Genomic DNA, 25,045 nt, shown 5'->3' on the forward strand with positions numbered 1-25,045 from the left:
GGGGCGGCGCTTTTGAACCGACGCTTCGCCTCTGCCGAAAATCGATTCCGATTTTCACAGTGATGCTGTAGACGCGGAAGTGCGGCCGCTCCGGTCGCCTCCCAGCTGACACTGAACCATCATGCCATTGTGGATACCCATTACCATCGCTGCCGCCTTCCTGCAGAATCTGCGGTCGGTGGTACAAAAGCACCTCAAAGGCGTGATGGGCACCACCGGTGCCACCTTCGTGCGCTTCGGTTTCGGCTTCCCCTTCGCGCTCGCCTTCGTCGGCGTTCTGCATTTTATCGTCGGCTACAACCTGCCGGCCTTGAACAGGACGTTCTTCATCTGGGCGGTGGTCGGCGGCCTTGGCCAGATTGCCGCGACGTTCCTGCTGATCCACCTGTTTTCATTCCGCAACTTCGCCGTGGGTACCGCCTATTCGCGCACCGAGCCGGCGCAGGCGGCGCTGTTTGGTCTGTTGTTCCTCGGAGAGCGGGCGACCGCGGGCGCGGTCGCCGCCATCGCCATCAGCGTTTTCGGCGTGATGTTGATTTCGGTCGCGCACACGGCATTCACCGCGCGCACGCTGGTGACCTCCGTGCTCAGCCGCAATGCGCTGATCGGGCTCGCCTCGGGCACGTTCTTCGGCATTTCGGCCGTCGCCTACCGAGCCGCGTCGCTTTCGCTTGGCGGGCCGAACTTCATGATGCAGGCGGCAGTCACCCTTGCCGTGGTCATCGTCTTCCAGACCGTGCTCATGCTGGCCTGGATCTTGTGGAAGGAACGCGACGAGCTGCCGCGCATCGCCAAGGCGTGGCGCCCGGCGTTGTTCACCGGCTTGGTCGGTGCTTCCGCGTCATTCGGATGGTTCATGGCGATGACGCTGCAGCAGGCGGCGATCGTCAAATCGCTGGCCCAGATCGAGATGCTGTTCACCTTCGCGTCGAGCGTCTTTTTCTTCCGCGAGCGCATCAACCGGCTCGAGATCGCCGGTTGCGCGCTTATCGTTGGCGGTATCCTGGTGCTGCTGGCCGTAGGCTAGCCAGAGAACCTAGATGGTCGCCGGATCGCGTGGCGCCTCGCCCTTCCAGCGCTTGATGATGCCGGCCAGATCGGTGTTCTGGAACGCGTCCCTGAGCACGTCGAATGACGGCAGCACGAAATAGGCGCGCTGGAACTTGTCGATCTCATAGGTGGTGCGCATCACTGTCTCGATGTCGAATGGAACCTGATGGGCATCGGGGCTCTCGACCGCGAACTGCAACTCGGTGAAAGACGACATCAGACCGGCGCCGAACGCCTTCAATGGCTGGCCGGGTTCCTGCATCAGCCCGTATTCGGCCGTGTACCAGTAGAGCCGGGTGATCATCTCATCGCCGCCAAGGGCAATGAGATCAGTGGCCTTTTCGCCGTACATCTGCATGAAGTCGCCAAACACCGGCTGGCTCAGCACCGGCACATGGCCGAAGAAGTCGTGGAACATGTCAGGCTCGACGATGTAGTCGAGTTCGTCGCGCGTGCGCAGCCAGTTGGTGACGGGAAAGCGGCGGTTGGCGAGGTGGTCGAAGAACGGCTGCGCCGGGATCAGTCCTGGCACGGCAACGATCTCCCAGCCGCTGAGCTTGCGTAGTTTCTCGCTGACCTCGTGGAAATCAGGGATCCTGTCGACGAGCCCAAGCGCGGACATGCCGTCGAGATAGGATTTATGTGCCAGCCGCTGGGTCAGTTTGGTCTGGCGGTCACACAGGGTGCGCCACACCTCCTGCTCGGCAGCGCTGTAGTCGTATTTTTGTTCAACGGTGAAATCCGGACGGCAGACCGTGTAGTCGCCGCGCAGCCCTTGGGCCGCACATTCCCGTGCATAATCCTGAACGCTGATGCCCATGGTCTGATCCTCCCCAGAAACAGGCTTTCGATACGAAAACATAGCTTCACTGGGAGAGCGGAATTCACTTCTTTGCGCGTGTTCTGGCTGGTTTTGAGGTATGTTCACCGTCAAAGAAGCCGTGGAGGGTAAAAATGCCTCAGTTTGACGAGTTCGAGATCAAGATGCTGGATATCCTCCAGCGCGACGGACGCAAGCCGGTTTCCGAGATCGCCCAGGAGATCGGCCTGTCCAACACGCCCTGCACCAGACGCTTCGAAGCACTTCAGGAAGCCGGCGTCATCAAGGGGTTTTCGGCGCGCATCGGCCGTCGGGCGGTGGGCCTGATGGTCGAGGTCTTCGTCCAGGTCAGGCTGGTCAGCCACAGCGATGATTCGCCGGAAAAGTTCATCGCCGCCGTGCAGCGCATGGACGAAGTCTCGGCTTGCTGGACGATGACCGGCGACTACGACTTCCTACTCCACGTCATGGTGCCCGGCGTCGACGACCTCAATGCCTTTGTCATGCACCGGCTGATGCGGCTGTCGGGCGTGCGCGACGTGCACACCCAACTGGTGTTGCAGAACATCAAGGGCCCAGGCCACGTGCCGCTTGCGCATCTGAGGGCCTAGAGCGTGGAACTAGGGGTCTGGATAGACGAGTCGATAATGCTCGCCAACGAGACAGTCGACTGGCTTTTTTGCATCGATTTTCACAATGCCCGATGTGTCGGTCACGCCGCTGACCTCAAGGATTAGCTTGTGCCGGATAGCTGTCGCGAATTCGGAAGCAAGGTGGATGGGCAGTACGAACGAGCCGGGCCCGCCGGTTACGCATTCGGCATAGTAGCGGTCGATGCCTACGAGGGTTCCAGTCGGCCGAACGAGGATTGGTAGGCCGTTGATGATGATGCCGGTCGCAACCGCATTGTTGCGGGCGACCTCGACCGGCGCACCGGTGTTGTTGGGTCCATCCCCGGATATGTCGATGACCTTCTTTTCGCCACTCAACGCATTGTGTTGCAGCAGGCCGGCACCGAAGACCACGGCATTTGAGATTGAGGTGCCGCCAGACCCACCGATCGGACTGGCTGCGAGCTTGTTAGCGAAGTCGTTTGCGCTGTCGCGGCCGTCGATGATTTGCCAGGGAATGACTGTGTCTTGCAGGACGGTTCCCGCCCATTCGAAATAGGTTACGGCAATGCGCCCCTTCAAGCCCGAAGCCACGGCATTGATAAAGTCGGGATGGCGTAGCGCCTCGACGTAGCCTGCGCGCTGGAGCGCGAACTCCCCGTCGTCCATCGAACTTGAGACATCGACGGCGAGCACCAGTTCGACATCGACTGATTCCGCACCCACGCCGACGACCGGTGTGGCGGGCATCTCGCAACTCGTGCACAGGATCACTGCCAGCGCAGCCAACATTGCTTGTCGCGACGATCGCCCTCCGAGCGGACGCAATCAGTGTGCGGCAAAGCAGGAAAAATGAAAGCCGAAGCGCTTCACAGCTTCGTGAACAAAGGCGGCGACGGGCTGCAAGGTTCGAGGGCGTAGACCTGCCGGCATTCTGGACGATGACAGGCAGGTCATGGAACCCAGTAGAAGGCCCGATCAGGCCAAGCCAAACTGGGCGAGAAGGGCCGCATGCTCTGGCGTGCCGATAAAGCCGGCCAGCTCGGCGTTGATTTGATCTCTCGTTTCTCGTTGGCGACACGCGAACGCCCCGGAGGCGGGTTCCTTCTCTGCGGCTGGAACGCCAACACTTACCAGGCCGCTTCCGGGATGCCGTGCGATGTGTGCCTGATGCGCGAGTTCGACACTTGCGTAGGCGTCGACTGTGCCGTCTATGACCGCCTGCGCGGCATCGCGGTAGTCCTGAAAGGCGACGATGTTGTGCGCCCCAACGCCTAGGCCCAGGGCGGTCTGTTCCTGGATTTGGCCGGTAAGCACGGCCAGCTTGCCATTTCCGTCGGCGAGGCTGCGGTATCCGGCAATTTGATCGCGGCTGCTTTCGCGGACCAGAAGTCCGTCGTGAAGCGCCCAGATCGGCATCGTGAAGGATGCTCGCCTGCCGCGCTCCTCCGTCACGAACATGCCTGTAGTCATGTCCCAGCGACCGTCGTCGAGCCCTGGGAGCAGGTCCGCGAAGCTGGTCTCGACCGGTTCAAAGGGGACGCCCATCCTGGAGGCGATCTGCCTAGCCAACTCGACGTCGTAGCCAGTAAGATCGCCACCTTCCAGATAATTGAAGGGCGGCTCGGCGATCCAGCCGAACTTCATCGCTTCCTCCCCTTACGGAACGATCAGCGTTCCTGCACCGTGCTCGGTGAACAGTTCGAGCAGCACCGAATGCGGCGTCTTGCCGTTGAGGATGACCACGCCTTCGACGCCGCGTTCGATCGCCTCGATGCAGGTCTCGACCTTGGGGATCATGCCGCCGGAGATCGTACCGTCCTTGATCAGCGCCTTGGCCTCGGCGACCGTCAGCTCGTCGATCAGCTTCTTGTCCTTGTCGAGCACGCCGGGAACGTCAGTGAGGAACAGCAGCCGCGAGGCGCCGAGCGCACCGGCAATCGCACCGGCAAAGGTGTCGGCATTGATGTTGTAGGTGTGGCCGTCGCGGCCGGGGGCAACGGGTGCCAGCACCGGGATCATTTCCGAGCGCGCCAGAAGGTCGAGCAGCGTGCGGTCGACCTCGACCGGTTCGCCGACGAAGCCGAGATCGATCACCTTTTCGATATTGCTGTCGGGGTCGACCATGGTCTTCTTGGCCTTTTCGGCGAAGACCATGTTGCCGTCCTTGCCGCACAGGCCGATCGCCCATTCGCCTTCGGCGTTGATGAGGGCGACGATCTCCTTGTTGATCGAGCCGGCCAGCACCATTTCGACGATCTCGACCGTCTTCTGGTCGGTGACGCGCAGGCCACCTTCGAATTTCGACTCGATGCCCATCCTGGCCAGCATGGCGCCAATCTGCGGTCCGCCGCCATGGACGACGATTGGGTTGACGCCTGACTGCTTGAGAAGGGCGATGTCGCGGGCAAAGGCGCGGCCGAGCGCGATGTCGCCCATGGCGTGGCCGCCATATTTCACCACCACCGTCTTGTTTTCGTAGCGCTGCATGTAGGGCAAAGCCGCGGAGAGCAGGGCGGCCTGCATTTCGGCGGTGGCGGCGACGTTCGTCGTCATCGGCATGGTCCCGGATAGCTGGAAAAGGTCGGCGCGGTCTTACCCGGAAACCGGGCAGGGGGCAAATGGTTCGATGGTCCTGGCGCGGCTGCGGCGCCGTGACTCATCTCAAGCCAAAATCGGTTGCGCCAGCATCGCGCTTTAAACAGCGGTTGCAATTCGCCTTTCGCCACGTAACTTGGCGACCATGACGCCGCAGGACATCACCAAACTGATAGTGCGGACCTCGATGAAGGACCGCACGGCCTTCGATCTGCTCTACCGGCAGACCAGCTCGAAACTTTTCGGCGTCTGCCTGCGTGTATTGAATGACAGGGCGGATGCCGAGGAGGCGCTGCAAGAGGTCTTCGTCAAGATCTGGACGAAGGCGGACAGGTTTGCGGCCTCCGATCTCAGCCCCATTTCGTGGCTTGTGGCAATCGCGCGCAATCATGCGATCGACCGTATCCGGGCACGGCGTCAGGCGCCCCTCGCCATCGACGAGGCGCTTGAGATTGCCGACCCGGCACCTGGGCCGGAGGCGGCGGCTGTGGCCGGCGACGAAGCCGGGCGCATCCATGGCTGCCTCGAGGAACTGGAGAAGGATCGGGCGGCGGCGGTCCGCGGTGCCTATCTCAAAGGCGAAAGTTATGCCGAACTTGCGGAACGCCACGCCGTGCCGCTCAATACCATGCGCACATGGCTGCGCCGCAGCCTGTTGAAGCTGAGGGAATGTCTGGAAAGATGACACTGGCGGAAGACAACGGACCGGAACCTGGAGGCGACGACATCCTCGCCGCCGAGTACGTTCTTGGCGTCCTGTCTGCCGATGAGCGTCGCCAGGCCAGCGCCCGTATCGATGCAGAGCCGGCCTTCGCGCGCATCGTCGACAGATGGGAGGTGCATTTTGCCCCGCTGGCGGCTGAATACCCCGAGGTCGAGGCGCCGGTATCGGTCAGGCGGGGCATCGACCATCGGCTGCTCCGCGACGCGGCGGAACAGTCAAGGCTGCACCCATGGTCGAGCCTCGTCTTCTGGCGCGGCTTGGCGGCTGCAGCAGTGGCGGTTCTCGCGCTGTACATTGCCGTGCCCTACATCAATCCGCCCACCCAGACGCCGCAGCAGTTCATGGTGGCCTCGCTTGCCGCCGATGGCAGCGACGTCAAATACATGGTCATGTACGACGCGGCGACCGGCGAGGTCGGCTTGTCGCATGTCGCGGGCGAGCGCGCCGCCGGCAAGGATTTCGAACTCTGGATGATCGAAGGCAAAAACCCACCAGTCTCCATGGGCGTCATCCCGGTCGGGACCACGATGAAAATGCCGGTCAAGCAAGAGATGCGCGACAAGCTCGCCACAGGTGCCGTGCTCGCGGTCAGCCTTGAGCCTGCGGGCGGTTCGCCGAGCGGCCTGCCGACCGGCCCCGTGGTCGCCGCGGGCGATCTCCGCAACATCTGATCGCCAAAAGAAAAAGTTCCAGAATGCAAAACGGCTGAAACTTTGTCGCTGGCTCGTTCGTATCTACAAGGTTTTGGATTTTTCAACTTGAATTGGCTAAGTGTATTTTCTCGAATACGCGAAACTCTCTGAGGTCTTATCCGTAACTTCTTGTGCCTTTCCATTTCCGGAAACAACCCAAGGAGTTTTGATATGCGTAAGATCTCTCTCGCTTTGCTCGCCGGTGCTTTTTCCGCTCTCTCCACCTTCGCTTATGCCGACAACCCGATGGTTGGCGGTGCTGCGATGTATGCCAACAAGAACATCGTCGAGAACGCGGTCAATTCGAAGGACCACACCACGCTCGTCGCGGCGGTCAAGGCAGCAGGCCTCGTCAAGACGCTTGAGGGCAAGGGGCCGTTCACAGTCTTTGCGCCGACCAACGAAGCCTTCGCAGCGCTCCCGGCTGGCACGGTCGAAACGCTTCTGAAGCCTGAAAACAAGGACAAGCTGGCCAAGATCCTGACCTGCCATGTCGTTGGCGCCAAGGCGATGTCGGCTGACGTTGCCAAGATGGTCAAGGATGACGGCGGCTCGCACATGGCCAAGACGGTCGGCGGCTGCGAACTGACCCTGAAGGACGCCGGCGGCAAGGTCACCGTGACCGATGAAAACGGCAACGTCGCCAATGTCACGATTGCCGATGTCGCCCAGTCGAATGGCGTCATCCACGTCATCGACAAGGTGCTGCTGCCCAAGATGTAAGCCCTAGGGGCAGGGCGATTGCGCGTACTGTCGCTCCCTGAGGTTCGCGCGATCGGCAGCGCTCCGCAGCGGCCTCAGGCCATTGCGGGGCGCAGTCCATTTCACTCAAGCCCTGTTGATTTTGCAGTGATGCGACACCGGCCTATGGTCGGATAGGAGATATGCCATGGACCGCCGTTCATTTCTGTTGGGCAGTGCAGCGATCGTCGTTCTTGCCGGTTTGGTGATCTCCAGGCGGCTGACCATATCAGCCCCGGCATTGGCCGAAAACTTCGAGGTCACCAAGACGGATGCGCAGTGGCGCGCCATTCTTTCGCCCGCCGCATTCGCCGTCCTGCGTCAGGAAGACACCGAGCCGCCGGGATCGAGCGCGCTTCTCAACGAACACCGCAAGGGCACCTTCCACTGCGCCGGCTGCGACCTCGGCCTCTATGCGTCGGACACCAAGTTCGATTCGCACACAGGCTGGCCAAGCTTCTGGGAAGCGCTACCCAATGCGGTCGGTACCAAGGTGGACAGCTCGCTGCTGATGACCCGCACCGAGGTGCATTGCCGCCGCTGCGGCGGCCATCTTGGCCATATCTTCGACGACGGTCCGCCGCCGACCGGCATGCGCCATTGCATCAACGGCCTGGCGCTGACTTTCAGGCCAGCAGCAGCCTGATCTTTGTTGGAACTTTCTCTTGACCTCAAGGTTTATTGAGGTTGCAGGCTGCGCTCTCACGAAAATCCAGGATGGACAAGGAGAGCAGCAATGAGCCAGACCGCAGAGAACGGGCAGGACGGCCCGGTGGTTTTCGTCAACATCTTCACCCTGAAGCCGGGCAAGCTGGACGAGTTCATCGCCCTGCAGAAGATCAATCTGGACCGTTCGGTGGGCAATGTTCCGGGTTGGCGTGGCAGCCGCCTGCACCGGTCGATCGACGGCAACACGGCGATCATGATCAGCACATTCGACACCGTCGCCGATCACCAGCGCGTGCACCAGACGCACGGCTTCGCCGAGCACATCGCGAAGGTCGGGCCGCTGATCGAGGGCGTGACGCCAGCCTATTATCAGGTCGTCCATGAGGTGACGCAGGCTTGAGGCCGGTCACCTCAGGACAAAGTCAATGGCGGCTGCTTAGCCGCCGTTGACCACCAAGGCGATCGCCGCGCGCAGCTCGTCCAGGCCTTCGTTCTTCTCCGACGATGTCGCAAGGACGGTCGGGAAGGCGGCGGCCCGCTTCTTGATCTTCAACAACGTATCTTCGATCAGCGGCTGAACGCCGGCGGCCTTGATCTTGTCGGTCTTGGTCAAGACGATCTGGTAGGAGATCGCAGCCTTGTCGAGCAGCGTCAGAACCTCTTCGTCGTTCTTCTTGATGCCGTGGCGGGAATCGATGAGCAGGTAGACGCGCTTGAGCGTCACCCGGCCGCGCAGATAGTCGAACACCAGCTTGGTCCAGGCATCGACCTGTTCCTTCGGCGCCTGGGCGTATCCGTAGCCCGGCATGTCGACCAGCGCCATCGGTGGCAGGTCGCCAGCCTCGCCGGAATAGCCGTCGGGCACGAAATAGTTGAGTTCCTGCGTGCGCCCCGGCGTGTTCGAGGTGCGCGCCAGCCCGCCATGGCGAACCAGTGCGTTGATGAGCGACGACTTGCCGACATTCGAACGGCCAGCGAAGGCGATCTCCGGCGGCCCTTCGGGCGGCAGGAATTTCATTGAGGGCACGCCACGGATGAAGATCCACGGGCGTTTGAAAAGCTCGGCATCTACCGTGCCATTGGTCGTGTTTTCGTTCAAGCCGCTGCCTCCAGCAGAGAAATATCCGAGCCGCGAATGGCATTGAGGTTGCGGCCGATCTTGTCCACCGGCCAATCCCACCAGGCAATCGTCAAAAGCCGTTCGATGGTCTTGTCGTCGAAACGCTTCTTGACCACGACCGAAGGATTGCCAGCTACGATCGCATAAGGCGGTACGTGCCTGCTGACAACCGATTTCGCAGCAACGATGGCGCCGTGGCCGATATGAACGCCTGGCAGGATCACCGCTTCCATGCCGATCCACACGTCATTGCCGAGCACTGTGTCGCCGCGCACCTCCTTGTGCCAGGTGGCGACGTCGAAGCCTTCCTCCCAGCCATGGCCGAAAATGTTGAACGGATAGGTCGAAAAACCCGACATGGCGTGGTTGGCGCCGTTCATGATGAAACGTGCGCCCTCGGCTATGGCGCAGAACTTTCCGATGATCAGCTTGTCGCCGATGAAGGGGTAGTGATGCAGGACGCATTTCTGCTGAAACAAGTCCGGCCCCTCGGGGTCGTCGTAATAGGTGAAGTCGCCGATCTCGATGTTTTCGGCATCAACGAGGGGCTTGAGGAAGCCGACGCGCTTGTGCATCGGCATCGGGTGCTTGATGTAAGGGTTCGGTCCTTGCATGGCGGCGTCCATTTTGATGCGTATGGAATGACAGTATAGCGCGATCCGCGGCGATGACATCCGGGCGAGGGGATCGAGGTTTGGGGGAGAGTCAAACCGGGGTCCCGCAAGGGATGCAGGACCCCGGCCTTGCCGAGACGGTTCAATTCTGACCGGGGGAAGTCAGAAGCCGCCACCCCACAGGCTGATGCTTGAGAGGCACCACGAAGCTACGCGGGCGCCGCCACAAAAGTTTCGTGCCCGATAGATGGAGAAAAGAAAAAGGCCCCGGACGAGCCAGGGCCTTTTTTCTTTTCTCCGAGATATCCGGCTATTCGGCCGGCGTCGGTTTTTTCTTGAACAACGCCATGAGGTTGTCCCAAAGCTCGATCTTGGCACCCTGGCGCTTCATGATCACGCCCTGCTGGAGGATCGACAGCGAGTTGTTCCACGCCCAGTAGATGACGAGGCCCGCCGGGAACGACGCCAGCATGAAGGTGAACAGGATCGGCATCCAGGTGAAGATCATCGCCTGGGTCGGATCCGGAGGCGTCGGGTTCATGCGCATCTGCAGGAACATGGTCACGCCCATGATCAGCGGCCAGACGCCGATCATCAGGAAGGCGGGAACGCCCCATGGCAGCAGGCCGAACAGGTTGAACAGCGACGTGGGATCGGGTGCCGCCAGATCGTGGATCCAGCCGAAGAACGGCGCATGGCGCATTTCGATTGTGACGTACAGCACCTTGTAGAGCGCGAAGAACACCGGGATCTGGATCAGCACCGGCCAGCAGCCGGCCAGCGGATTGATCTTCTCGGTCTTGTACAGCTCCATCATCGCCTGCTGCTGCTTCATCTTGTCGTCCGCGTATTTCTCGCGGATTTCCAGCATCTTGGGCTGCACCATCTTCATGTTCGCCATCGACTTGTACGACTTGTTGGCGAGCGGGAAGAAGATGGCCTTGACGATAACGGTGGTGGCGAGGATCGCCAGACCGAAATTGCCGAGCATCTTGTAGAGCGTGTCGATGAGCCAGAACATTGGCTTGGTGATGAAGTAGAACCAGCCCCAGTCGATCAGAAGCTCGAACTGGCGGATCTGGCGATCCTTCTCATAGGCATTGATCTTGGCCACTTCCTTGGCGCCGGCAAAGACCAGCGTCTCGACCGTTGCCGACTGGCCGGCAGCGACAGTGATCGGGTCGGTCAGATAATCGGCCTGATAGCGCGGACGGCCGTCTTCAAAATAGGAAAAGCGCGGCTGGAACGGCTGCTTGCCCGAGGGAACCAGCGTGGCTGCCCAGTACTTGTCGGTGATGCCGAGCCAGCCATCGGTCGACTTGCCGGGCAGGACCTGCTTGTCCTTTTCGATCGAGGCGTACTTGATTTCCTGCAGGCCTTCGGTGCCGGTAACGCCAATCAGGCCTTCGTGGAGCACGTAGGTCGAGGCATGCAGCGGCTTGTCGAAGCGGGTGATACGACCGTAGTTCGACAGCGAGACATCGGCACCGCTGGCATTGGTCACCGTGTCGGTGACCGTGAACATGTAGTTCTGATCGACAGCGATTGTGCGCTTGAAGGTCAGGCCTTTTTCGTTGGTGAAGGTCAGCGTCACCGGCGTTGCCGGCGTCAGCGTCTGGTTGCCTTCGGCGGTCCAGACCGTATCGGGGCCCGGAACGGCACCGGTTGCTTCACTGCCAACGAAGCCGATTTCGCTGTAGAAGCCGGATGGCAGCGCCTGCGGGTTCAACAGCTCGATAACGGGCGAAGTGGGATCGACGGCGACGCGGTAGTGCTTGAGGCTGATGTCGTCGATGCGCGCACCAGTCAGGTTGATCGAGCCTTTCAGGCTTGGCGTGTCGAGCGCGATGCGGCCCGAAGCGGCAATCGCCTGGGCACGGTCGGCGACCGCGACCTGGGTCGCAGGCGCGCCGGGAATGCCTGCCTGCGGTGCTGTTGGCGTTCCGGTGCTGGTACCGGCCGGCTGGGCAGCCTTCTGCTGCTGGGCCACGCGCTCGGCTTCGATCCGCGCGGTTTCCCGCTGCGTTTCGACGCGGGGGTTCATGTAGAACACCTGCCAGAGCGTCAGGATCAGCACCGACAAGGCGATGGTGATAAAGAAATTACGGTTGTTTTCCATCGAAAGCCCTTATCGCGTTCCGCGAATGCGCCGAGAAAGTTCGGCCGTAACCTGGCCGAAAGGGGCGGTGAGCACGTCTTCGCGCCCGACGATCACATAGTCTTTGCCAGCCGCCATGTCACCTGCGGCATGTGTACGAACGGCTTCCCTGAGGCGCCGTTTGACACGATTGCGGACAACCGCATTGCCGACCTTCTTGGTGACCGTATAGCCGACACGCGGCCCCGCTTTGTCGTCGCGATCCAAAACCTCGACGAGAAAAAACCGTCCGCGCCGCTTTTCACCGCGGCGGACGGCCAGAAACTGTTTTCTTTTCAGAAGCCGTTCGGGGCCGCGTCCATGCGGAGCAGACCCCTCAGGCTTGCTGTCAGCGGGCAAGGTTCCCGCCTATGGCTTAGGCGGAGAGCCGCTTGCGGCCGCGATTGCGGCGAGCTGCGACGACGTCGCGACCACCCTTGGTTGCCATGCGAGCACGGAAACCATGACGGCGCTTACGGACGAGTTTGGACGGCTGATAGGTACGCTTCATTTGTTTTTATACCGCGGGGTGCGGCCCTTCTTGATTCTGTCACTTTGTAACAGGAGCTTGGCTCAGCTTGCTTCGACGCGATCAAAAACCGCGACGGAAGCGGGTCCCGAGCGTGTGCGGGCTTATAGAAAGAAGGTGCCGCGAAGTCAATCGGCTCGCGTTGGACGCCACAACTGTTGTCGCCTGCGGCGATTGATCCCGCGCAGCAGGCCCGAAAGGTTGCTTTTTGCGTTGCAAAATTTGCAACTGCGCTGCGATAGCCTATCTTTGCCAGAACGGGAAGCATAGGCGTTTCGGGAAATGACGGAGCCGAGGCAATTTCTCCCAGGGCGGACTTGCAAAGATCAATATGACTGAAGCAGCCGATACCGGCGTATATGCTGGAAAACAGGCGGAACGGTCGGTTCCGCGCTCGCGCAGCCTGTCGGCCAAGCTGCTGCTGTTGACTGTTGCTTTCGTGCTCTTCGCCGAAGTGCTGTTCTTCCTGCCTTCCATAGCAAGCTTCCGTATGCGCTGGCTCGAGGAGCGGCTGGCGACCGCAGCGGCCGTTGCGACGATCCTTGTGCAGGGCGATCCGACTTCGTTGTCGCGCGCCGCCCAGAACGATGTGCTGGCGGCCATCGGCGCCAAGGCGATTGCCGTGCGAGATGGCGGCATTTCAAGGCTGCTCGTCGTTGCCGACATGCCGCCCGAGGTCGACGAACATATCGAGATTGCAAAGACCGGCGTGCTGAGTTCGATGCCGGCTGCGATCGACACGCTGCTGTTCGGCGGCAATCGGATGCTGCGCGTCTATGGCACGGTCGGTGAAAGCCCCAAGGAATTCGAGCTGGTCATCTCCGACTATCGGCTGCATCGCGCGATGCTGGCCAATGCGCGCTACATCGTCTTTGTCTCGCTATTGATTTCGCTGTGCACGGCAGCGTTGGTCTACTTCGCCATCAACCGCATCATGATCAAGCCCATCCGCGCCATGACACGCTCGATGCTGACCTTTTCCGATGCCCCTGACAGTCCCGCCGGCGTCATCGTTCCGGAAGCGCGTTCCGATGAGATCGGCCTCGCCGAACGCGAACTGTCGGCAATGCAGATGCATCTGCAAAAGATGCTGAACGAACAGAAGCACCTCGCCGATCTCGGTCTTGCCGTATCCAAGATCAATCACGACATGCGCAACATCTTGGCCTCCGCCCAGCTGATGTCCGACCGCCTGCGCATGGTCAAGGACCCCGCCGTCCAGGCTTTTGCCCCGAAATTGCTGAGGACGCTCGACCGCGCCGTCGCCTATTCGGAAAACGTGCTGTCATACGGCCGTGCCCAGGAACTGCCGCCGGCGCGGCGGCGCTTGCGGCTCGCCCAACTGGTCGATGATGTCCATGGTCTGCTCGGCCTGGAGCCTGAATCGGGTATCGAATTCTACAATGCCGTTGACAGCGATTTCGAGATCGATGCCGATCCGGACCAGCTTTTCCGGGTGCTAACCAACCTCTGCCGCAACGCCATCCAGGCGATGGCCGGCGTTGCTGACAGCGCCATCGTCAATCGGCTGACCGTCTATGCTGAACGCGAAGGCAGCGTCAGCCGCATCCTGGTTGCCGACACCGGCCCGGGCCTGCCGCAAAAGGCGCGCGAAAATCTGTTTACCGCTTTCCGCGGCTCGGCCCGCAGCGGCGGTACCGGCCTTGGCCTTGCCATCGCCCAGGAACTGGTGCGCGCCCATGGCGGCACGCTGGAACTCGTCGAGAGTTCCGGTGGCCGCACCGTCTTTGCCGTTGCCATCCCCGACCAGCCGATTCGCCTCGATGAAGCACGTCACGGTCTGCGCCGTCCGGCGTGAGAAGTCTGTCTTGATCCAGCTCAATGAAGGGCTGCGCGCCATAGGGTAATCTCAGTCGAGTTCGCGCCAACGCCGCAAGGTTCGGCGCGTCAAAACAGGAGCACTCCGATGAAGCCGCAATTTTTCCTTCCCCTTGCCACTTATCCCGAGCCCAATTCCGAGGCGGTGGCATCGAGTGCAGCGTCGATCGCAGCCCAGCTCAACGCGAGCCTGAGTGCTGTGGTGTTCAATCCGGCCATTCCTCAGGTTTCCAACGCGCTTTCGAAATTGCTGCTCGATACCCCGCAGATGATCCGTGATGCCGAGGCTTCAAGCCGCAGGCACGGCAAGCAACTTCTCGCCGCCGTGGAGGCGAGTGCCAAAGAGGCCGGCGTCGACGTCACCACCGGTGAGGTAGCCGTGTCTTCGGCCGCGCTTGGCGAGGCAGCGTGCGGGCAGGCCCGCTATTTCGACCTCGCACTGCTCGGCTGGGAAGTGGGCAATCAGACCTCGCGCATGCTGGCCGAAGCGGTTGTCTTCGGCGCCGGGCGCCCGACGGTGATGCTGCCGAACCTTGTGACTGTGGGTGCTGTCGACCATGTCGCCATCGCCTGGGACGGTAGCCGCGTTGCAGCGCGCGCCGTTGCCGACGCGCGCCCGTTCCTGGAAAAGGCATCAAGGATTTCGGTGATCACCGTCCTCAATGAAAAGAAGCTGCGCGACACGGACGCCGCCGAACAGCTGGCCGAAGGCTTGCGCCAGCGCGGCCTTGCAGCCGAGGCGGTGCCGACCCGAATCGACGGCTCCTCCATTGGTGTCACCCTTCAGGAAACCGCGACGTCGCTCGGGGCAAAGCTTCTAGTCATGGGCGGCTACGGCCATTCCCGTATTCGTGACTTCGTGCTTGGCGGTGCGACCGAGGGCATCCTGAGCGACCTGCGGCTGCCGGTGCTGTTGTCGCACTGATGACATCCATCGGCGTGTCGCAAGACGAACGGCCGGGTGACCTTGCGTCCGGCCGTGGCTTGGAAAAACTTTGCCGGCGGCGGCTTGCATTTCGCAAAGCCACCCGCTAGGTAGCGCCGGTCGCTGCGATCCACGGATCGAAACGACCCGGCCATTGTCGATGGCCTGATGCGCGCCCGTAGCTCAGCTGGATAGAGCACCAGACTACGAATCTGGGGGTCAGAGGTTCGAATCCTTTCGGGCGCGCCATTTTCTTTACTGCCACATTAATTGTTAATCGCCGCCAAGCGCCTGATGCAGGGCTTTTGCGAAGCCCTCGGTGTGAGTGCCAAAGCCGTCGTGCCCGCCAGGGAAGACAAACGGGGTAACGCTTAGCTTCGTGGCCAGCGCCGTGCTGGTGCGGTGGGTGATCTGCCCGACGGACTCCTCGCCGATGCCGATCACGATACGGGGCCTGCCTGTGCGCAAGACAGCAACATCGGGACGATAGAGCGAAAGTGGCATCAGCCCATGGGCGATGAAATATTCGAAATTCGTTTCCATCCTGGCGAACGTTGCGATGTCTTCGGGTGTCGGTGCCAATTCTGACGATGCGTCGTCGAATTCGTCGTCGAGGCCGGCCATGACCATGAATTTCGCCATTGCTGGGCCCACTCCCTCGCGGTGGTAGGTTTCGTAGATCTCCCTGTCGGCCGCTATGGCCTCCGCTGGATCATCGAGCATGACAAGACATGGCGGTTCGTGCGCCACCAGAACGCGTACCCGTTCAGGATGCCGTGCCGCCAGGTTGAGTCCGATCTGGGCGCCGCCGCTGTTGCCAAGCACATAGGCTGGCCCGTTCCCCAGCGCCTCGATCAGTCGGGCTGCATCGTCGCCATGGATATCGAGCTGCTGCTCCACGGCCTCGCCGTCGAAATGGCTGCGCGAGTTTCCGCGTGGGTCATAGGCAATGACGGTGTAACGATCGGAAAGCCGGCGCGCTAGGTCAGTGAAAACGCCGGCATCGCTAGGCCCGCCGGCGATCGTCAGAAGCAAGGGTCCGGATCCCGACATCTCGTAGTAGATGTGCGCCCCAGGGACTTTCAGCATTGATGATTTAGTGTTCACGTCCATCTCTCCCGTTTTCATTTGCTGCCGAGCACCAGGCGATTGCCTTCGCTGTCGCGGAACTCGGCGACGATGCGGCCGGGTTGCCAGGGTGCTTCCTGCGGTTCGCTGATGATCTCGACGCCTAGCGATTTGAGCTTCCCGACCGTGGCTGCGACGTCGTTGTCGACCAGCACCAGAACAGGCTCGGCCGAGGGTGCGTCATCGGCGCGCCTGACGAAGTGCAGTGCTGTTTCAGCACCGGCAAATTTGAGCTCGATCCAGTGCCACCCGTCCTTGCCCATCGGCGCATCGGCTGCGACCTCGCAGCCGAAATGGTCGACGTAAAACGCCTTGGCGCGGTCCTGGTCGAACACCGGCAACTCGGCAAACTGAATATGCATGGTGGGCTCCTCCCCAATCTGGCTTTGATGAAATGGACTGGACGGTCCAGTACCGATATTGCACAAAACTAGACCGTCCAGTACTATCGAGTCAATCTGAGTCTCGATTTCAGCGGGCAGTTTCATGGCGGATGTGGCTTCACAGCAAAAAACGGATGGGCCGCGATCGACCCGCAAGCGCCAGGCAATCCTGGCGGCCGCGACCGAGGTTTTTCTGAAAAGCGGCTATCTCGGCACCAACATGGACGAGATCGCGGCCCTGTCTGAGGTGTCGAAACAGACAGTCTACAAGCACTTTGCCAGCAAGGAGGCACTGTTCATCGAGATCGTCACCAGCATGACTGGTGCAGCCGGTGACCGTGTTCATGACCAGGTCCCCGATTTCGACGCCAGCGGCGATCTGGCCACCTATCTCTACGACTATGCCGAGCGCCAGCTCATGGTGGTGCTGACACCGCGCTTGATGCAGCTGCGCCGCCTGGTGATCGGCGAGGTCAGCCGTTTTCCCGAACTGGCCAAGGTGCTCTACGAACGCGGACCCCAACGCGCGATGGACGCCCTTGCCGCGTCGTTCCAGCGCCTGGCCGACCGCGGCCTGCTTACCATCGATGACGCTCACGTGGCCGCATCGCATTTCAACTGGCTGGTCATGTCCACTCCGGTGAACCGGGCCATGCTTTTGGGCGATGAAGCGATACCAAGCCCTGCCGAACTTCGCCGACATGCCGCCGACGGTGTCCGCGTCTTCCTCGCCGCATACGGAAAGAAATGATCATGGCCCAGGCACCGAAATCCGCGACCACTGCGCGCTGTTCATGCGGCAGCGTGGAACTCGAAGCCACCGGCGCACCCATCGCAAGTGTCGTGTGCTATTGCGACGACTGCCAGGCCGGCTCGCGCCAACTCGAAGCGTTGCCGAATGCTAGCGCCGTCCAAGATGCCGATGGTGGCACGGCCTATGTTCTCTACCGCACCGATCGCGTCCGATACGCCAAGGGTGCTCAGCTTTTGCAGAGCCACAAGATCAAGGAGACATCGGCGACGAATCGTCTTGTCGCCTCTTGCTGCAACGCGGCCATGGCCATGAAATTCGACGATTCCAAGCACTGGCTGCCGATCTACCGGGCGCGCTTTAAAGGCGATGCGCCGCCCTTGCAGTGGCGCATCTGCACGAAGTTCAAAGCTGAAGGCGTCGAGACTCCCAAAGATGTCCCCAGCTCCAATATGTACCCATTCGGCTTCATCCTCAGGCTGGTGACATCAAACATTGCAATGATGCTGCGCCGCTGAGAAGCGTATCGGCACGGGTATTTGCGCGAGCCGTGGCCGTTTTGCCGGGGGTATCTCAGCCCGTCATGGGCGGGTGGATCGTTTTCCCGGAAAAGTTTGGCTGCTGCGGCTTGCAATTCGCCATGTCAGCGGCTAGGTAGCGCCGGTCGCTGCGGTCGATTGATCGGAGCGTCCCGGCCGTTTCTTTGATGGCCTGTTGCGCGCCCGTAGCTCAGCTGGATAGAGCACCAGACTACGAATCTGGGGGTCAGAGGTTCGAATCCTTTCGGGCGCGCCATTAATTCAATAGCTTATAGCAAATCGATAGCTTGGGCATTTTGGCCTGGTTACAAATGGGTAACCAGCATCGAATTGGCCGCGCTTGTGCCTATGGCGAAACGCTCAGAGATAGCGCCAACAGCATCGGGACAGAACCGCGTGCCGGCTGAGGCCGAAGAGGCATTGCCGCGTCGGCCCTTCGCCCGCCCGTAAGCGATATGAAGGCCCCCATCAGGCAGCCTCACGGTCACTCCCGCAAGGGGAGGTTGAACTCATGATGAGGAGCACTTCCATGACGCACCCTGTACGCAATCATACAGTGCCTGCCACGATCATGCTTGTGGCTGCGACCGCTATCGCCATCCCGGCACTTTGGCTCACGCCCAGCGCAACGATGGCTCAATCCGCAGAGGTTTCTCGACACTGCGTCATGAGCTTGGCGAAACCTAAAGCCCAAACCGCGTGCTATGACACTTTCACAGATGCCATACGGGCGGCGACCGGTGGCCAGATCACCGATGCGCCGGCCGATGTGGTGACGGCGATGAACGATCAGCGCCTCCTGGAGAGATTGAGGCCCACTGGTGAACAGAAAAACGATGACATCCAGCCAAGAGGCGTAGAGCGCGTCATTGCCATTCTGCACTCTGACGCCAATTTTGGAGGCAGCTCTTTGACGTACACCGCCGATGCTGACTGCAGCGGGCAGCTCTCCGACATAGATTTCGCAGAGCCATATGTTGGCAATGATTGGAATGACGAGGCAGAATCAATCAAAACCTTCGCCAATTGTCGTGCGAGACTCTTTGAGCATCGCGACTTCATGGGCGCAATGATCGACTTTGCTGGCGACCGGACCGACTTTGGAATTCTGGCGGACAAGGTGAGCTCGCTTCAGTGGTCCTAGAGCAAAATCCCGCCAAGTAGAAGATTGTGAGCGATTTGGCGCGAAATCCTGTTCGGCGAAGTGATTCCACTTCGCCGGGCCGCCGCACCCGTTGCAAGGTGATTGCCTGTTCGCCCAACTGACGTCAGCCTAACTCCCGCGACGCCGCATTGACGATATGAGGTAAGCCGCTGCAAGCGTCATGGCGGCGACCGCAATTCCGGTGCAGATCACGCCGGCTGGCGTTATTCTGGCACTCCCTTGCAAGGTAATGTTTTTCCCCACGCGCAGATCGAAAGTGGATTTGATTTCCTCAGGGTGTGAGGGGACTGCTATCGGAGGATCTTCTTGGATAGCTGTCATTTTGAAGCTCCGTTGCAAATGTGCTGCGGCCGAACCGGTCGACGCCTCTGGCTAGAGATTGGCGTCGACCGAGCAGCTGGCCCTATTCTCCGTAGGGGATCCAGACATTCTTGACCTGTGTCGCGTGACGAAGAACGTCGCGGTCACCTTCGGGGCCGACGATCCAGACCTTTTTCAGATTGCCGACAGACGCTTTTTCTACCGGGGCTACGCCCTCGACAGGTCCGTCATACCAAAGCGCGTCGACTTCATTGTGCTGAGCCAGAACCTGCGCCAAATCAAGCGTATGGCCGGTCACGATGTTCACCACGCCGGCCGGCAGGTCGGATGTGTCGAATACCTGGTAGAGATCGGTGGCCGACAGCGGGTGTGTTTCGCTTGGAATGACGACCACGCGATTTCCCGTGGCAAGCGCTGGCGCGACCAGCGCAAGCAATCCAGCCAATGGACGCTCATTCGGGCAGACAATGCCAACGACGCCGTTGGGCTCGTTCATCGCCAGAACCGCGCCATGGATCGGCACGGAATGTACCGCACCGTCATATTTGTCGGCCCATGCGGCATAGGTGAACAGGATGTCGAGCGCTTCATCCAGTTCGGCGGCACCGTCGTCGCGGCCGGTCATCGCCGCGATCCTGGCCTCGAATTCCTGGCGACGGGCGGCCAGGTTTTCCGCGACAAAGTAGAGGATCTGCGCCTTGTTGTAGCCCGACACACCGGCCCAGCTGCTTGCCTTTTGCGCGGCCTCCACCGCATTGCGGATATCCTTGCGGCCGCCCAGGCCGACATGGCCAAGCAAGGAACCGTCAGGTGCGGTGACCTCCATCGAGTATCCGCCATCGGGCCGCGCCTGCTTGCCGCCGATATACAGTTTGGGCGTGCGATCGACGCCCTCGACCGCCTGAACCTTGTTTTTCCTGGCTGGCTTTTGTGCTGCTTTTGCAGGTGCGATGGGCTTGAGGTAGGAAAACAGCCCTTCGCGTCCGCCTTCGCGGCCATAGCCGGATTCCTTGACGCCACCGAAGCCGGCGGCCGCATCGAACAGATTGGCCGAATTGATCCACACCACGCCGGCCTTCAACTTTGGCGCCATGTCGAGCGCGAGGTTGACGTTTTCGGTCCACACGCTCGCTGCAAGCCCATAGCGAGTGTGATTGGCGATCTCGACCGCCTCGCCTGGCGTCCTGAACGTCATCGCCACCAGGACGGGACCAAAGATCTCTTCTTGCGCGAGCAGATGGGATGTCTCGACATGGGTCAAAAGCGTCGGAGGGTAGAAATAGCCGGTGTCAGGCAGATCGCAGGACGCCTGGATAAGTTCGGCCCCCTCGCTGGTTCCAATTTTCACCAGCTCGCGAATGCGCTCCAGTTGTTCGGCCGAAACGATGGGCCCCATGTCGACCGATTTGTCCAACGGGTCGCCGACGCGCAGCGTGCGCAGGCGCGCGGCAAGCTTGCCATACAGCTTTTCGGCAATGCCTTCCTGGGCCAGCAAACGCGAGCCGGCACAGCAAACTTGACCCTGGTTGAACCAGATCGAATCCACGATCCCTTCGACAGCGCTGTCCAGATCGGCATCGTCGAACACGATGAACGGAGACTTGCCGCCCAGTTCCAGCGTCAGGCTCTTGCCGCTGCCGGCGGTGCTCTCGCGGATGAGCTTGCCGACGGCCGTAGACCCGGTGAACGCGATCTTGTTGACGTCTGGATGGTCGACAAGCGCTGCGCCCGTTGTGCCATCGCCGGTGACGATGTTGACGACGCCGTCAGGTAGTCCCGCTTCCTGGCAGATCTTTGCAAACAGGAGCGCGGTAAGCGGGGTCTGCTCGGCAGGCTTGAGCACCACCGTGTTGCCCATTGCGATCGCGGGCGCAACTTTCCATGCGAGCATCAGAAGCGGGAAGTTCCAGGGGATGACCTGCCCGGCAACGCCAAGCGGCTCATAGTTGGCGAACTCCTTCGCCTGAAGCGAGGCCCAGCCGGCGTGATAATAGAAATGCCGTACCGCGAGCGGGATATCGATGTCGCGGCTTTCGCGGATCGTTTTGCCATTGTCCATGCTCTCAAGCACGGCAAAGAGCCGTGCGTGCTTTTGCAGGTGGCGGGCCAGCGCGTAGAGGAAGCGGGCACGCTCGCTTCCCTTCAATGCTGCCCAGGCCGGTTGGGCGCGTCTCGCCGCTTTGACGGCCGCATCGACATCGCCGTCGCCGGCAAGCGCGATCTCTGCCAGCGTCTCGCCAGTGGCTGGGGAGGACGTCTTGAAGGTGGAGCCGGACAGGGGAGCCGAAAAGGCGCCATTGATGAACAGGCCAAACCGGCGGTCGTGAGCGTTCAGCCAGGCCAGGGCCTCGGTCTTGCTCTCGGGTGCCGGGCCGTATTCCATTGTTTCGAAGATCTCTCTTACGTTCATTGCCTTTGAGCCCCTTTAGACAAGCGGGTGGCGGAAAGAGGCGGAGTATGCGCCGGTGACATGATGCTCGAGCTGGCGCTCGATGTCGCCAAGCAAACTCGATGCGCCAAACCTGAACAGGTCTGGTTCCATCCAGCGGCGCCCCAGCTCTTCCTTCATCAGGATCAGGTAGGAAAGCGCGTCCTTGGCCGTGCTGACACCGCCTGCCGGCTTGTAGCCGACAAAATGGCCGGTTCGTTCATGGTAGTCGCGAATGGCGCGTACCATGGTCAGCGACACCGGAAGCGTCGCATTCACCGCCTCTTTTCCGGTCGAGGTCTTGATGAAATCGGAGCCGGCCATCATCGCCACGAGAGACGCCTTGTAGACGTTGCGCAGTGTCTTCAACTCACCCGTTGCGAGAATGGATTTCATATGCGCATCGCCACAGGCTTTGCGAAAGGCGGATACCTCGTCGTAAAGTGCGCCCCAGTTCTGGGTGAGCACGTGGCGGCGCGAGATCACGATGTCGATTTCGCTAGCGCCCGCCGCAACGGACGCCTCGATCTCCTTCAGCCTCAGCTCAAGCGGTGCAAGACCTGCGGGGAAGCCGGTGGAAACAGCTGCGACCGGGATGCCGCTGCCACGCAGGAACCGGTTCGCCGGCGCGACCATCTCGTGATAGACGCAGACCGCGCCCGTCGTCAGGTTCACCCCGGACATGCCGAGCGCTTCAAGGATGTCGGCGCGTATCGGACGCTTGGCCTTTTCGCAAAGGCGCCGCACGCGCCCTTCGGTGTCGTCGCCCGACAGGGTGGTCAGGTCGATGCAGGACACGGCTCGCAGTAGCCAGGCCGCCTGATAGTCCTTCTTGGCGGTGCGCCTCGCAACGAGGCTCTTGGTCCGGCGCTCGATCGCCGAGGTATTTGCCCGCACGGCCTCGACCCAATCGAGATCAAGCGACATCCCCGGATTGCGCGGCAGGTTGTGCCCATGCGGGGCAATGGGGGCAGAAGGGATCATCCCTTCGCCAATTTCAGGCATGGACATCCACGTTCCCCTTCCAATCGATACTGTTGCTTTGCATGTTCGTCTTGACGCCAAGATGCGCCACGATCGTCGCGCCGATATCGGCAAACCCTCTGAGACCGACGGATCCTGGTTTTGCGCCCGGCCCAGCGATCAGGATCGGCGTCCTTTCCCTGGTATGGTCTGTTCCTGGCCAGGTGGGGTCGTTGCCGTGGTCGGCGGTCAGGATAAGCAGGTCACCTGGACCCAACTCGCGCAGGATGGAGGGAATGAGACCATCAGCGACTTCCAGCGCGTTGGCGTAGCCGCCCACGTCGCGGCGGTGTCCGAATTCGCTGTCGAATTCCACGATGTTTGAGAAGACCAGCCCACCGGGCGGCAGATCGCGCATCGCCTGAAGCGTCACATCGACAGTGCCTTCGATGCCTATCGCTTTTCGCGATTCCGATATGCCCCGGCCGGCAAATATGTCGCTGATCTTGCCAACGCCGATCACGTGTCGTCCCGCCGCCACCAGCTCGTCGAGCAGAGTCTGGTCGAAGGGCGGCATCGAGAAGTCGCGGCGGTTGGAGCTCCGGACGAAGCCATTCTCTTCGCCGACAAATGGCCGGGCAATCACGCGTCCGACCACCAGCGGGTCGACCAGCTCGCGCGTCAGCGCGCAAAGCGCATAAAGCCGCTCGAGGCCAAAATGGGTTTCATGGGCCGCGATCTGGATGACGGAATCGGCGGAGGTGTAGATAATGGGCTTGCCGGTGGCGAGGTGTTCGACGCCGAATTCCTCGATGACCTGCGTGCCCGACGCATGTTTGTTGCCAATCACGCCCGGCAGGCCAAAGCGCGTGACGATGTCGTCGATCAGCTTGTCGGGAAAAGTCGGAACCTGATTCGGAAAATAGTGGAAGTCCTTGCTGACAGGCGTTCCAGAAATCTCCCAATGGCCCGATGTCGTGTCCTTGCCCTTGGAGCTTTCTATTCCAACGCCCCATGTACCGGTTGCAGGGTCGCTTAAGTCTGCCTCGCCGCCAGCCAGTCGCAGTGCATTGAACAGCCCCAGCTTGGCCAGGTTGGGCAGCATCAGCGGCCCATGGCGAATGCCTGCGAGATCGGCTTTGCCCTGGTCTGCCGCTTCGATGATGTGGCCCAAGGTGTTGGACCCGTTGTCGCCGTAAAGGACTGCGTCGTCGGCACCGCCGATGCCGACGGAATCCAATACGATCAAGATGGCTCGGTTGTTCGTCATGATACCAATTTTCGGCTATCGAAGCTCTTGAGCATGCGTGTTGCAAGAGCTTCGTCGATGACGAGCTCGTTGATGTACCCGCTGCGCAGCACGCCGAGCGTTGCCTTCGCCTTGGTCTCACCGCAAACGATGGCGATGCATCGCCGATCCGACACTTCCGCGGGAGATATGCCGACAGCCTTGTCGGCGAGTTCAACCGGAACCAGCCCTCCGTTGATGTCGAAGAACCGGCCCATCAGATCGCCCACCGCATCGGTGGCAACCAGCTCTTCGTACTCGGCCTCGGTGATGACCTGATTTGCAAACAGGTGGTCTTCGCGCCCAAGCGAGCCGATGCCGACAACAAACAGATCCGATGCGCGGGCCTTGTCCAACAATTGCTGAACGCTCGGCTGGGACAGGAAAACGTTCTTTTCCTCTACGCTGTTGGCCAGGTAGGGAACCGGCAGGAAGTACATGTCGCCGCGAACATTCCTGGCAAGAACCTGAACCGGGTCCATTCGGTTGGAAGCGAGCGACCGGGTCAACGAGCCGGAAATCGACACCGCCTCCAGATCCGGCCGCTCGATCGTAACCACTTCGGCGAACGTGCAAGCCAAGGTTCTGCCCATGCCGATACCGATGCGCTTGATCGAGGCATCTGACAGCACCGAGGTCAGATAAGCTGCCGCGATCTTGCTGACGGGCTGAAGAACGTCTTCGAACCGGCGCGACGACGCAGCATCGACCGGCACGACGACGCAGTTGTCGAGCCCAAACTCGGCGCAAAGCGCCATCTCGAGCTCGATGCACTCGCTCGGCCGCCGGCTGACCGAGACCTGCACGATCCGCTCGCGCTGCGCCTGGGCGATCAGGCGGTTTATGCTGGGCTGAGACATGTTCAGTGCTTTTGCGATCTCAGCCTGGCTTTTGCCCCCGACAAAATACATCCAGGCAGCCTTGACCACATTGTACTGGTGCCAGTCGCCGGATGTTTCTTTCATCGTTCTTGTCTCCCTTGGCCGATGCAAACGGCGATGCCGTAAGCT

At 61.0% G+C, this 25,045-nt stretch carries 27 protein-coding genes and 2 tRNA genes; 14 read left to right on the top strand and 15 right to left on the bottom strand.

Annotated elements, in window-relative coordinates; all coding sequences use genetic code 11:
- The first annotated feature begins 121 nt into the window (after nucleotides 1-121).
- The gene (locus AC1DLV_RS01995) at nucleotides 122-1,027 is read left to right on the top strand and encodes an EamA family transporter (protein WP_476799737.1); all 906 of its coding nucleotides are present in this window, start codon (nucleotides 122-124) and stop codon (nucleotides 1,025-1,027) included.
- A gap of 9 nt (nucleotides 1,028-1,036) precedes the next feature.
- Here AC1DLV_RS01995 and phhA read toward each other — a convergent pair whose 3' ends face one another.
- On the bottom strand, nucleotides 1,037-1,870 hold the full coding sequence (gene phhA, locus AC1DLV_RS02000; RefSeq protein WP_476799736.1) for a phenylalanine 4-monooxygenase: 834 nt from the start codon (nucleotides 1,868-1,870) through the stop codon (nucleotides 1,037-1,039).
- 134 nt (nucleotides 1,871-2,004) lie between these two features.
- On the opposite strand from phhA, the gene AC1DLV_RS02005 reads away from it, so the two are divergent.
- Nucleotides 2,005-2,481 (top strand): Lrp/AsnC family transcriptional regulator, encoded by a 477-nt coding sequence (locus AC1DLV_RS02005; RefSeq protein ID WP_476799735.1) that lies wholly within the window; start codon nucleotides 2,005-2,007, stop codon nucleotides 2,479-2,481.
- A 9-nt stretch (nucleotides 2,482-2,490) separates the two neighbouring features.
- On the opposite strand, the gene AC1DLV_RS02010 is transcribed toward AC1DLV_RS02005, so the two are convergent.
- The 3 genes from AC1DLV_RS02010 to argB all read right to left on the bottom strand — a co-directional run bounded on the left by AC1DLV_RS02010 (nucleotide 2,491) and on the right by argB (nucleotide 5,043).
- Complete coding sequence (locus tag AC1DLV_RS02010; RefSeq protein WP_476799734.1) at nucleotides 2,491-3,231, bottom strand: DUF1194 domain-containing protein; 741 nt, start codon at nucleotides 3,229-3,231, stop codon at nucleotides 2,491-2,493.
- Between the two features lie 228 nt (nucleotides 3,232-3,459).
- Nucleotides 3,460-4,128 carry a transporter substrate-binding domain-containing protein gene (locus tag AC1DLV_RS02015; protein ID WP_476799733.1) on the bottom strand — a complete coding sequence of 223 codons (669 nt, stop codon included), beginning with the start codon at nucleotides 4,126-4,128 and terminating at the stop codon, nucleotides 3,460-3,462.
- Nucleotides 4,129-4,140: 12 nt separating this feature from the next.
- Complete coding sequence (argB, locus tag AC1DLV_RS02020; RefSeq protein ID WP_476783454.1) at nucleotides 4,141-5,043, bottom strand: acetylglutamate kinase; 903 nt, start codon at nucleotides 5,041-5,043, stop codon at nucleotides 4,141-4,143.
- Between the two features lie 181 nt (nucleotides 5,044-5,224).
- On the opposite strand from argB, the gene AC1DLV_RS02025 reads away from it, so the two are divergent.
- The 5 genes from AC1DLV_RS02025 (at nucleotide 5,225) to AC1DLV_RS02045 (ending at nucleotide 8,305) form a co-directional block, all read left to right on the top strand.
- Nucleotides 5,225-5,764 carry a sigma-70 family RNA polymerase sigma factor gene (locus AC1DLV_RS02025; RefSeq protein ID WP_476799732.1) on the top strand — a complete coding sequence of 180 codons (540 nt, stop codon included), beginning with the start codon at nucleotides 5,225-5,227 and terminating at the stop codon, nucleotides 5,762-5,764.
- A complete protein-coding gene (locus tag AC1DLV_RS02030) occupies nucleotides 5,761-6,474 on the top strand; it encodes an anti-sigma factor (RefSeq protein WP_476799842.1) in 714 nt (237 codons plus the stop codon). The genes AC1DLV_RS02025 and AC1DLV_RS02030 overlap by 4 nt, the downstream gene beginning before the upstream one ends.
- 192 nt (nucleotides 6,475-6,666) lie before the next feature.
- Nucleotides 6,667-7,218, top strand: coding sequence for a fasciclin domain-containing protein (locus AC1DLV_RS02035; protein ID WP_476799731.1), 552 nt, complete (start codon nucleotides 6,667-6,669; stop codon nucleotides 7,216-7,218).
- 166 nt (nucleotides 7,219-7,384) lie between these two features.
- A complete protein-coding gene (gene msrB, locus AC1DLV_RS02040) occupies nucleotides 7,385-7,882 on the top strand; it encodes a peptide-methionine (R)-S-oxide reductase MsrB (RefSeq protein WP_476799730.1) in 498 nt (165 codons plus the stop codon).
- Nucleotides 7,883-7,972: 90 nt separating this feature from the next.
- Nucleotides 7,973-8,305, top strand: coding sequence for an antibiotic biosynthesis monooxygenase family protein (locus AC1DLV_RS02045; RefSeq protein WP_476799729.1), 333 nt, complete (start codon nucleotides 7,973-7,975; stop codon nucleotides 8,303-8,305).
- A gap of 36 nt (nucleotides 8,306-8,341) precedes the next feature.
- Here the strand turns inward: AC1DLV_RS02045 and yihA are convergent, their stop codons facing one another.
- The 5 genes from yihA to rpmH form a co-directional block, all read right to left on the bottom strand.
- The gene (gene yihA, locus AC1DLV_RS02050) at nucleotides 8,342-9,004 is read right to left on the bottom strand and encodes a ribosome biogenesis GTP-binding protein YihA/YsxC (RefSeq protein ID WP_476799728.1); all 663 of its coding nucleotides are present in this window, start codon (nucleotides 9,002-9,004) and stop codon (nucleotides 8,342-8,344) included.
- Complete coding sequence (locus tag AC1DLV_RS02055; protein ID WP_476799727.1) at nucleotides 9,001-9,651, bottom strand: CatB-related O-acetyltransferase; 651 nt, start codon at nucleotides 9,649-9,651, stop codon at nucleotides 9,001-9,003. The genes yihA and AC1DLV_RS02055 overlap by 4 nt, the downstream gene beginning before the upstream one ends.
- A gap of 298 nt (nucleotides 9,652-9,949) precedes the next feature.
- Nucleotides 9,950-11,758 carry a membrane protein insertase YidC gene (yidC, locus tag AC1DLV_RS02060; protein ID WP_476799726.1) on the bottom strand — a complete coding sequence of 603 codons (1,809 nt, stop codon included), beginning with the start codon at nucleotides 11,756-11,758 and terminating at the stop codon, nucleotides 9,950-9,952.
- A gap of 9 nt (nucleotides 11,759-11,767) precedes the next feature.
- Nucleotides 11,768-12,136 carry a ribonuclease P protein component gene (gene rnpA, locus AC1DLV_RS02065; RefSeq protein ID WP_476799725.1) on the bottom strand — a complete coding sequence of 123 codons (369 nt, stop codon included), beginning with the start codon at nucleotides 12,134-12,136 and terminating at the stop codon, nucleotides 11,768-11,770.
- A gap of 16 nt (nucleotides 12,137-12,152) precedes the next feature.
- The gene (gene rpmH, locus AC1DLV_RS02070) at nucleotides 12,153-12,287 is read right to left on the bottom strand and encodes a 50S ribosomal protein L34 (RefSeq protein WP_287093473.1); all 135 of its coding nucleotides are present in this window, start codon (nucleotides 12,285-12,287) and stop codon (nucleotides 12,153-12,155) included.
- Nucleotides 12,288-12,636: 349 nt separating this feature from the next.
- On the opposite strand from rpmH, the gene AC1DLV_RS02075 reads away from it, so the two are divergent.
- The 3 genes from AC1DLV_RS02075 (at nucleotide 12,637) to AC1DLV_RS02085 (ending at nucleotide 15,318) form a co-directional block, all read left to right on the top strand.
- Nucleotides 12,637-14,124, top strand: coding sequence for an ATP-binding protein (locus AC1DLV_RS02075; RefSeq protein WP_476799724.1), 1,488 nt, complete (start codon nucleotides 12,637-12,639; stop codon nucleotides 14,122-14,124).
- Nucleotides 14,125-14,232: 108 nt separating this feature from the next.
- The gene (locus tag AC1DLV_RS02080) at nucleotides 14,233-15,069 is read left to right on the top strand and encodes a universal stress protein (RefSeq protein ID WP_476799723.1); all 837 of its coding nucleotides are present in this window, start codon (nucleotides 14,233-14,235) and stop codon (nucleotides 15,067-15,069) included.
- A 172-nt stretch (nucleotides 15,070-15,241) separates the two neighbouring features.
- A tRNA-Arg gene (locus tag AC1DLV_RS02085) sits at nucleotides 15,242-15,318 on the top strand.
- A 24-nt stretch (nucleotides 15,319-15,342) separates the two neighbouring features.
- Here the strand turns inward: AC1DLV_RS02085 and AC1DLV_RS02090 are convergent.
- Together AC1DLV_RS02090 and AC1DLV_RS02095 are read right to left on the bottom strand one after the other, a co-directional pair.
- The gene (locus AC1DLV_RS02090; RefSeq protein WP_476799722.1) at nucleotides 15,343-16,176 is read right to left on the bottom strand and encodes an alpha/beta fold hydrolase; all 834 of its coding nucleotides are present in this window, start codon (nucleotides 16,174-16,176) and stop codon (nucleotides 15,343-15,345) included.
- A gap of 17 nt (nucleotides 16,177-16,193) precedes the next feature.
- A complete protein-coding gene (locus AC1DLV_RS02095) occupies nucleotides 16,194-16,559 on the bottom strand; it encodes a VOC family protein (RefSeq protein ID WP_476799721.1) in 366 nt (121 codons plus the stop codon).
- Nucleotides 16,560-16,683: 124 nt separating this feature from the next.
- Between AC1DLV_RS02095 and AC1DLV_RS02100 the strand changes: the two genes are divergently transcribed.
- The 4 genes from AC1DLV_RS02100 (at nucleotide 16,684) to AC1DLV_RS02115 (ending at nucleotide 19,014) form a co-directional block, all read left to right on the top strand.
- Entirely contained in the window at nucleotides 16,684-17,331 is a 648-nt protein-coding gene (locus tag AC1DLV_RS02100; RefSeq protein WP_476799720.1) for a TetR/AcrR family transcriptional regulator, read from the top strand.
- Nucleotides 17,332-17,333: 2 nt separating this feature from the next.
- Nucleotides 17,334-17,849, top strand: coding sequence for a GFA family protein (locus AC1DLV_RS02105; RefSeq protein WP_476799719.1), 516 nt, complete (start codon nucleotides 17,334-17,336; stop codon nucleotides 17,847-17,849).
- A gap of 200 nt (nucleotides 17,850-18,049) precedes the next feature.
- Nucleotides 18,050-18,126 (top strand) — tRNA-Arg (locus tag AC1DLV_RS02110).
- A 273-nt stretch (nucleotides 18,127-18,399) separates the two neighbouring features.
- Complete coding sequence (locus AC1DLV_RS02115; protein WP_476799718.1) at nucleotides 18,400-19,014, top strand: hypothetical protein; 615 nt, start codon at nucleotides 18,400-18,402, stop codon at nucleotides 19,012-19,014.
- A 424-nt stretch (nucleotides 19,015-19,438) separates the two neighbouring features.
- Here the strand turns inward: AC1DLV_RS02115 and AC1DLV_RS02120 are convergent, their stop codons facing one another.
- Genes AC1DLV_RS02120 through AC1DLV_RS02135 form a run of 4 tightly spaced genes read right to left on the bottom strand, consistent with a single transcriptional unit; the run spans nucleotide 19,439 to nucleotide 25,000 of the window.
- Entirely contained in the window at nucleotides 19,439-21,766 is a 2,328-nt protein-coding gene (locus tag AC1DLV_RS02120) for an aldehyde dehydrogenase family protein (protein WP_476799717.1), read from the bottom strand.
- A 15-nt stretch (nucleotides 21,767-21,781) separates the two neighbouring features.
- On the bottom strand, nucleotides 21,782-22,789 hold the full coding sequence (gene deoC, locus AC1DLV_RS02125; RefSeq protein ID WP_476799841.1) for a deoxyribose-phosphate aldolase: 1,008 nt from the start codon (nucleotides 22,787-22,789) through the stop codon (nucleotides 21,782-21,784).
- Entirely contained in the window at nucleotides 22,782-24,017 is a 1,236-nt protein-coding gene (locus AC1DLV_RS02130) for a phosphopentomutase (protein WP_476799716.1), read from the bottom strand. The genes deoC and AC1DLV_RS02130 overlap by 8 nt, the downstream gene beginning before the upstream one ends.
- On the bottom strand, nucleotides 24,014-25,000 hold the full coding sequence (locus AC1DLV_RS02135; RefSeq protein WP_476799715.1) for a sugar-binding transcriptional regulator: 987 nt from the start codon (nucleotides 24,998-25,000) through the stop codon (nucleotides 24,014-24,016). The genes AC1DLV_RS02130 and AC1DLV_RS02135 overlap by 4 nt, the downstream gene beginning before the upstream one ends.
- Nucleotides 25,001-25,045: the final 45 nt, after the last annotated feature.

The organism is Aminobacter sp. 01T433 (genome assembly GCF_056398585.1).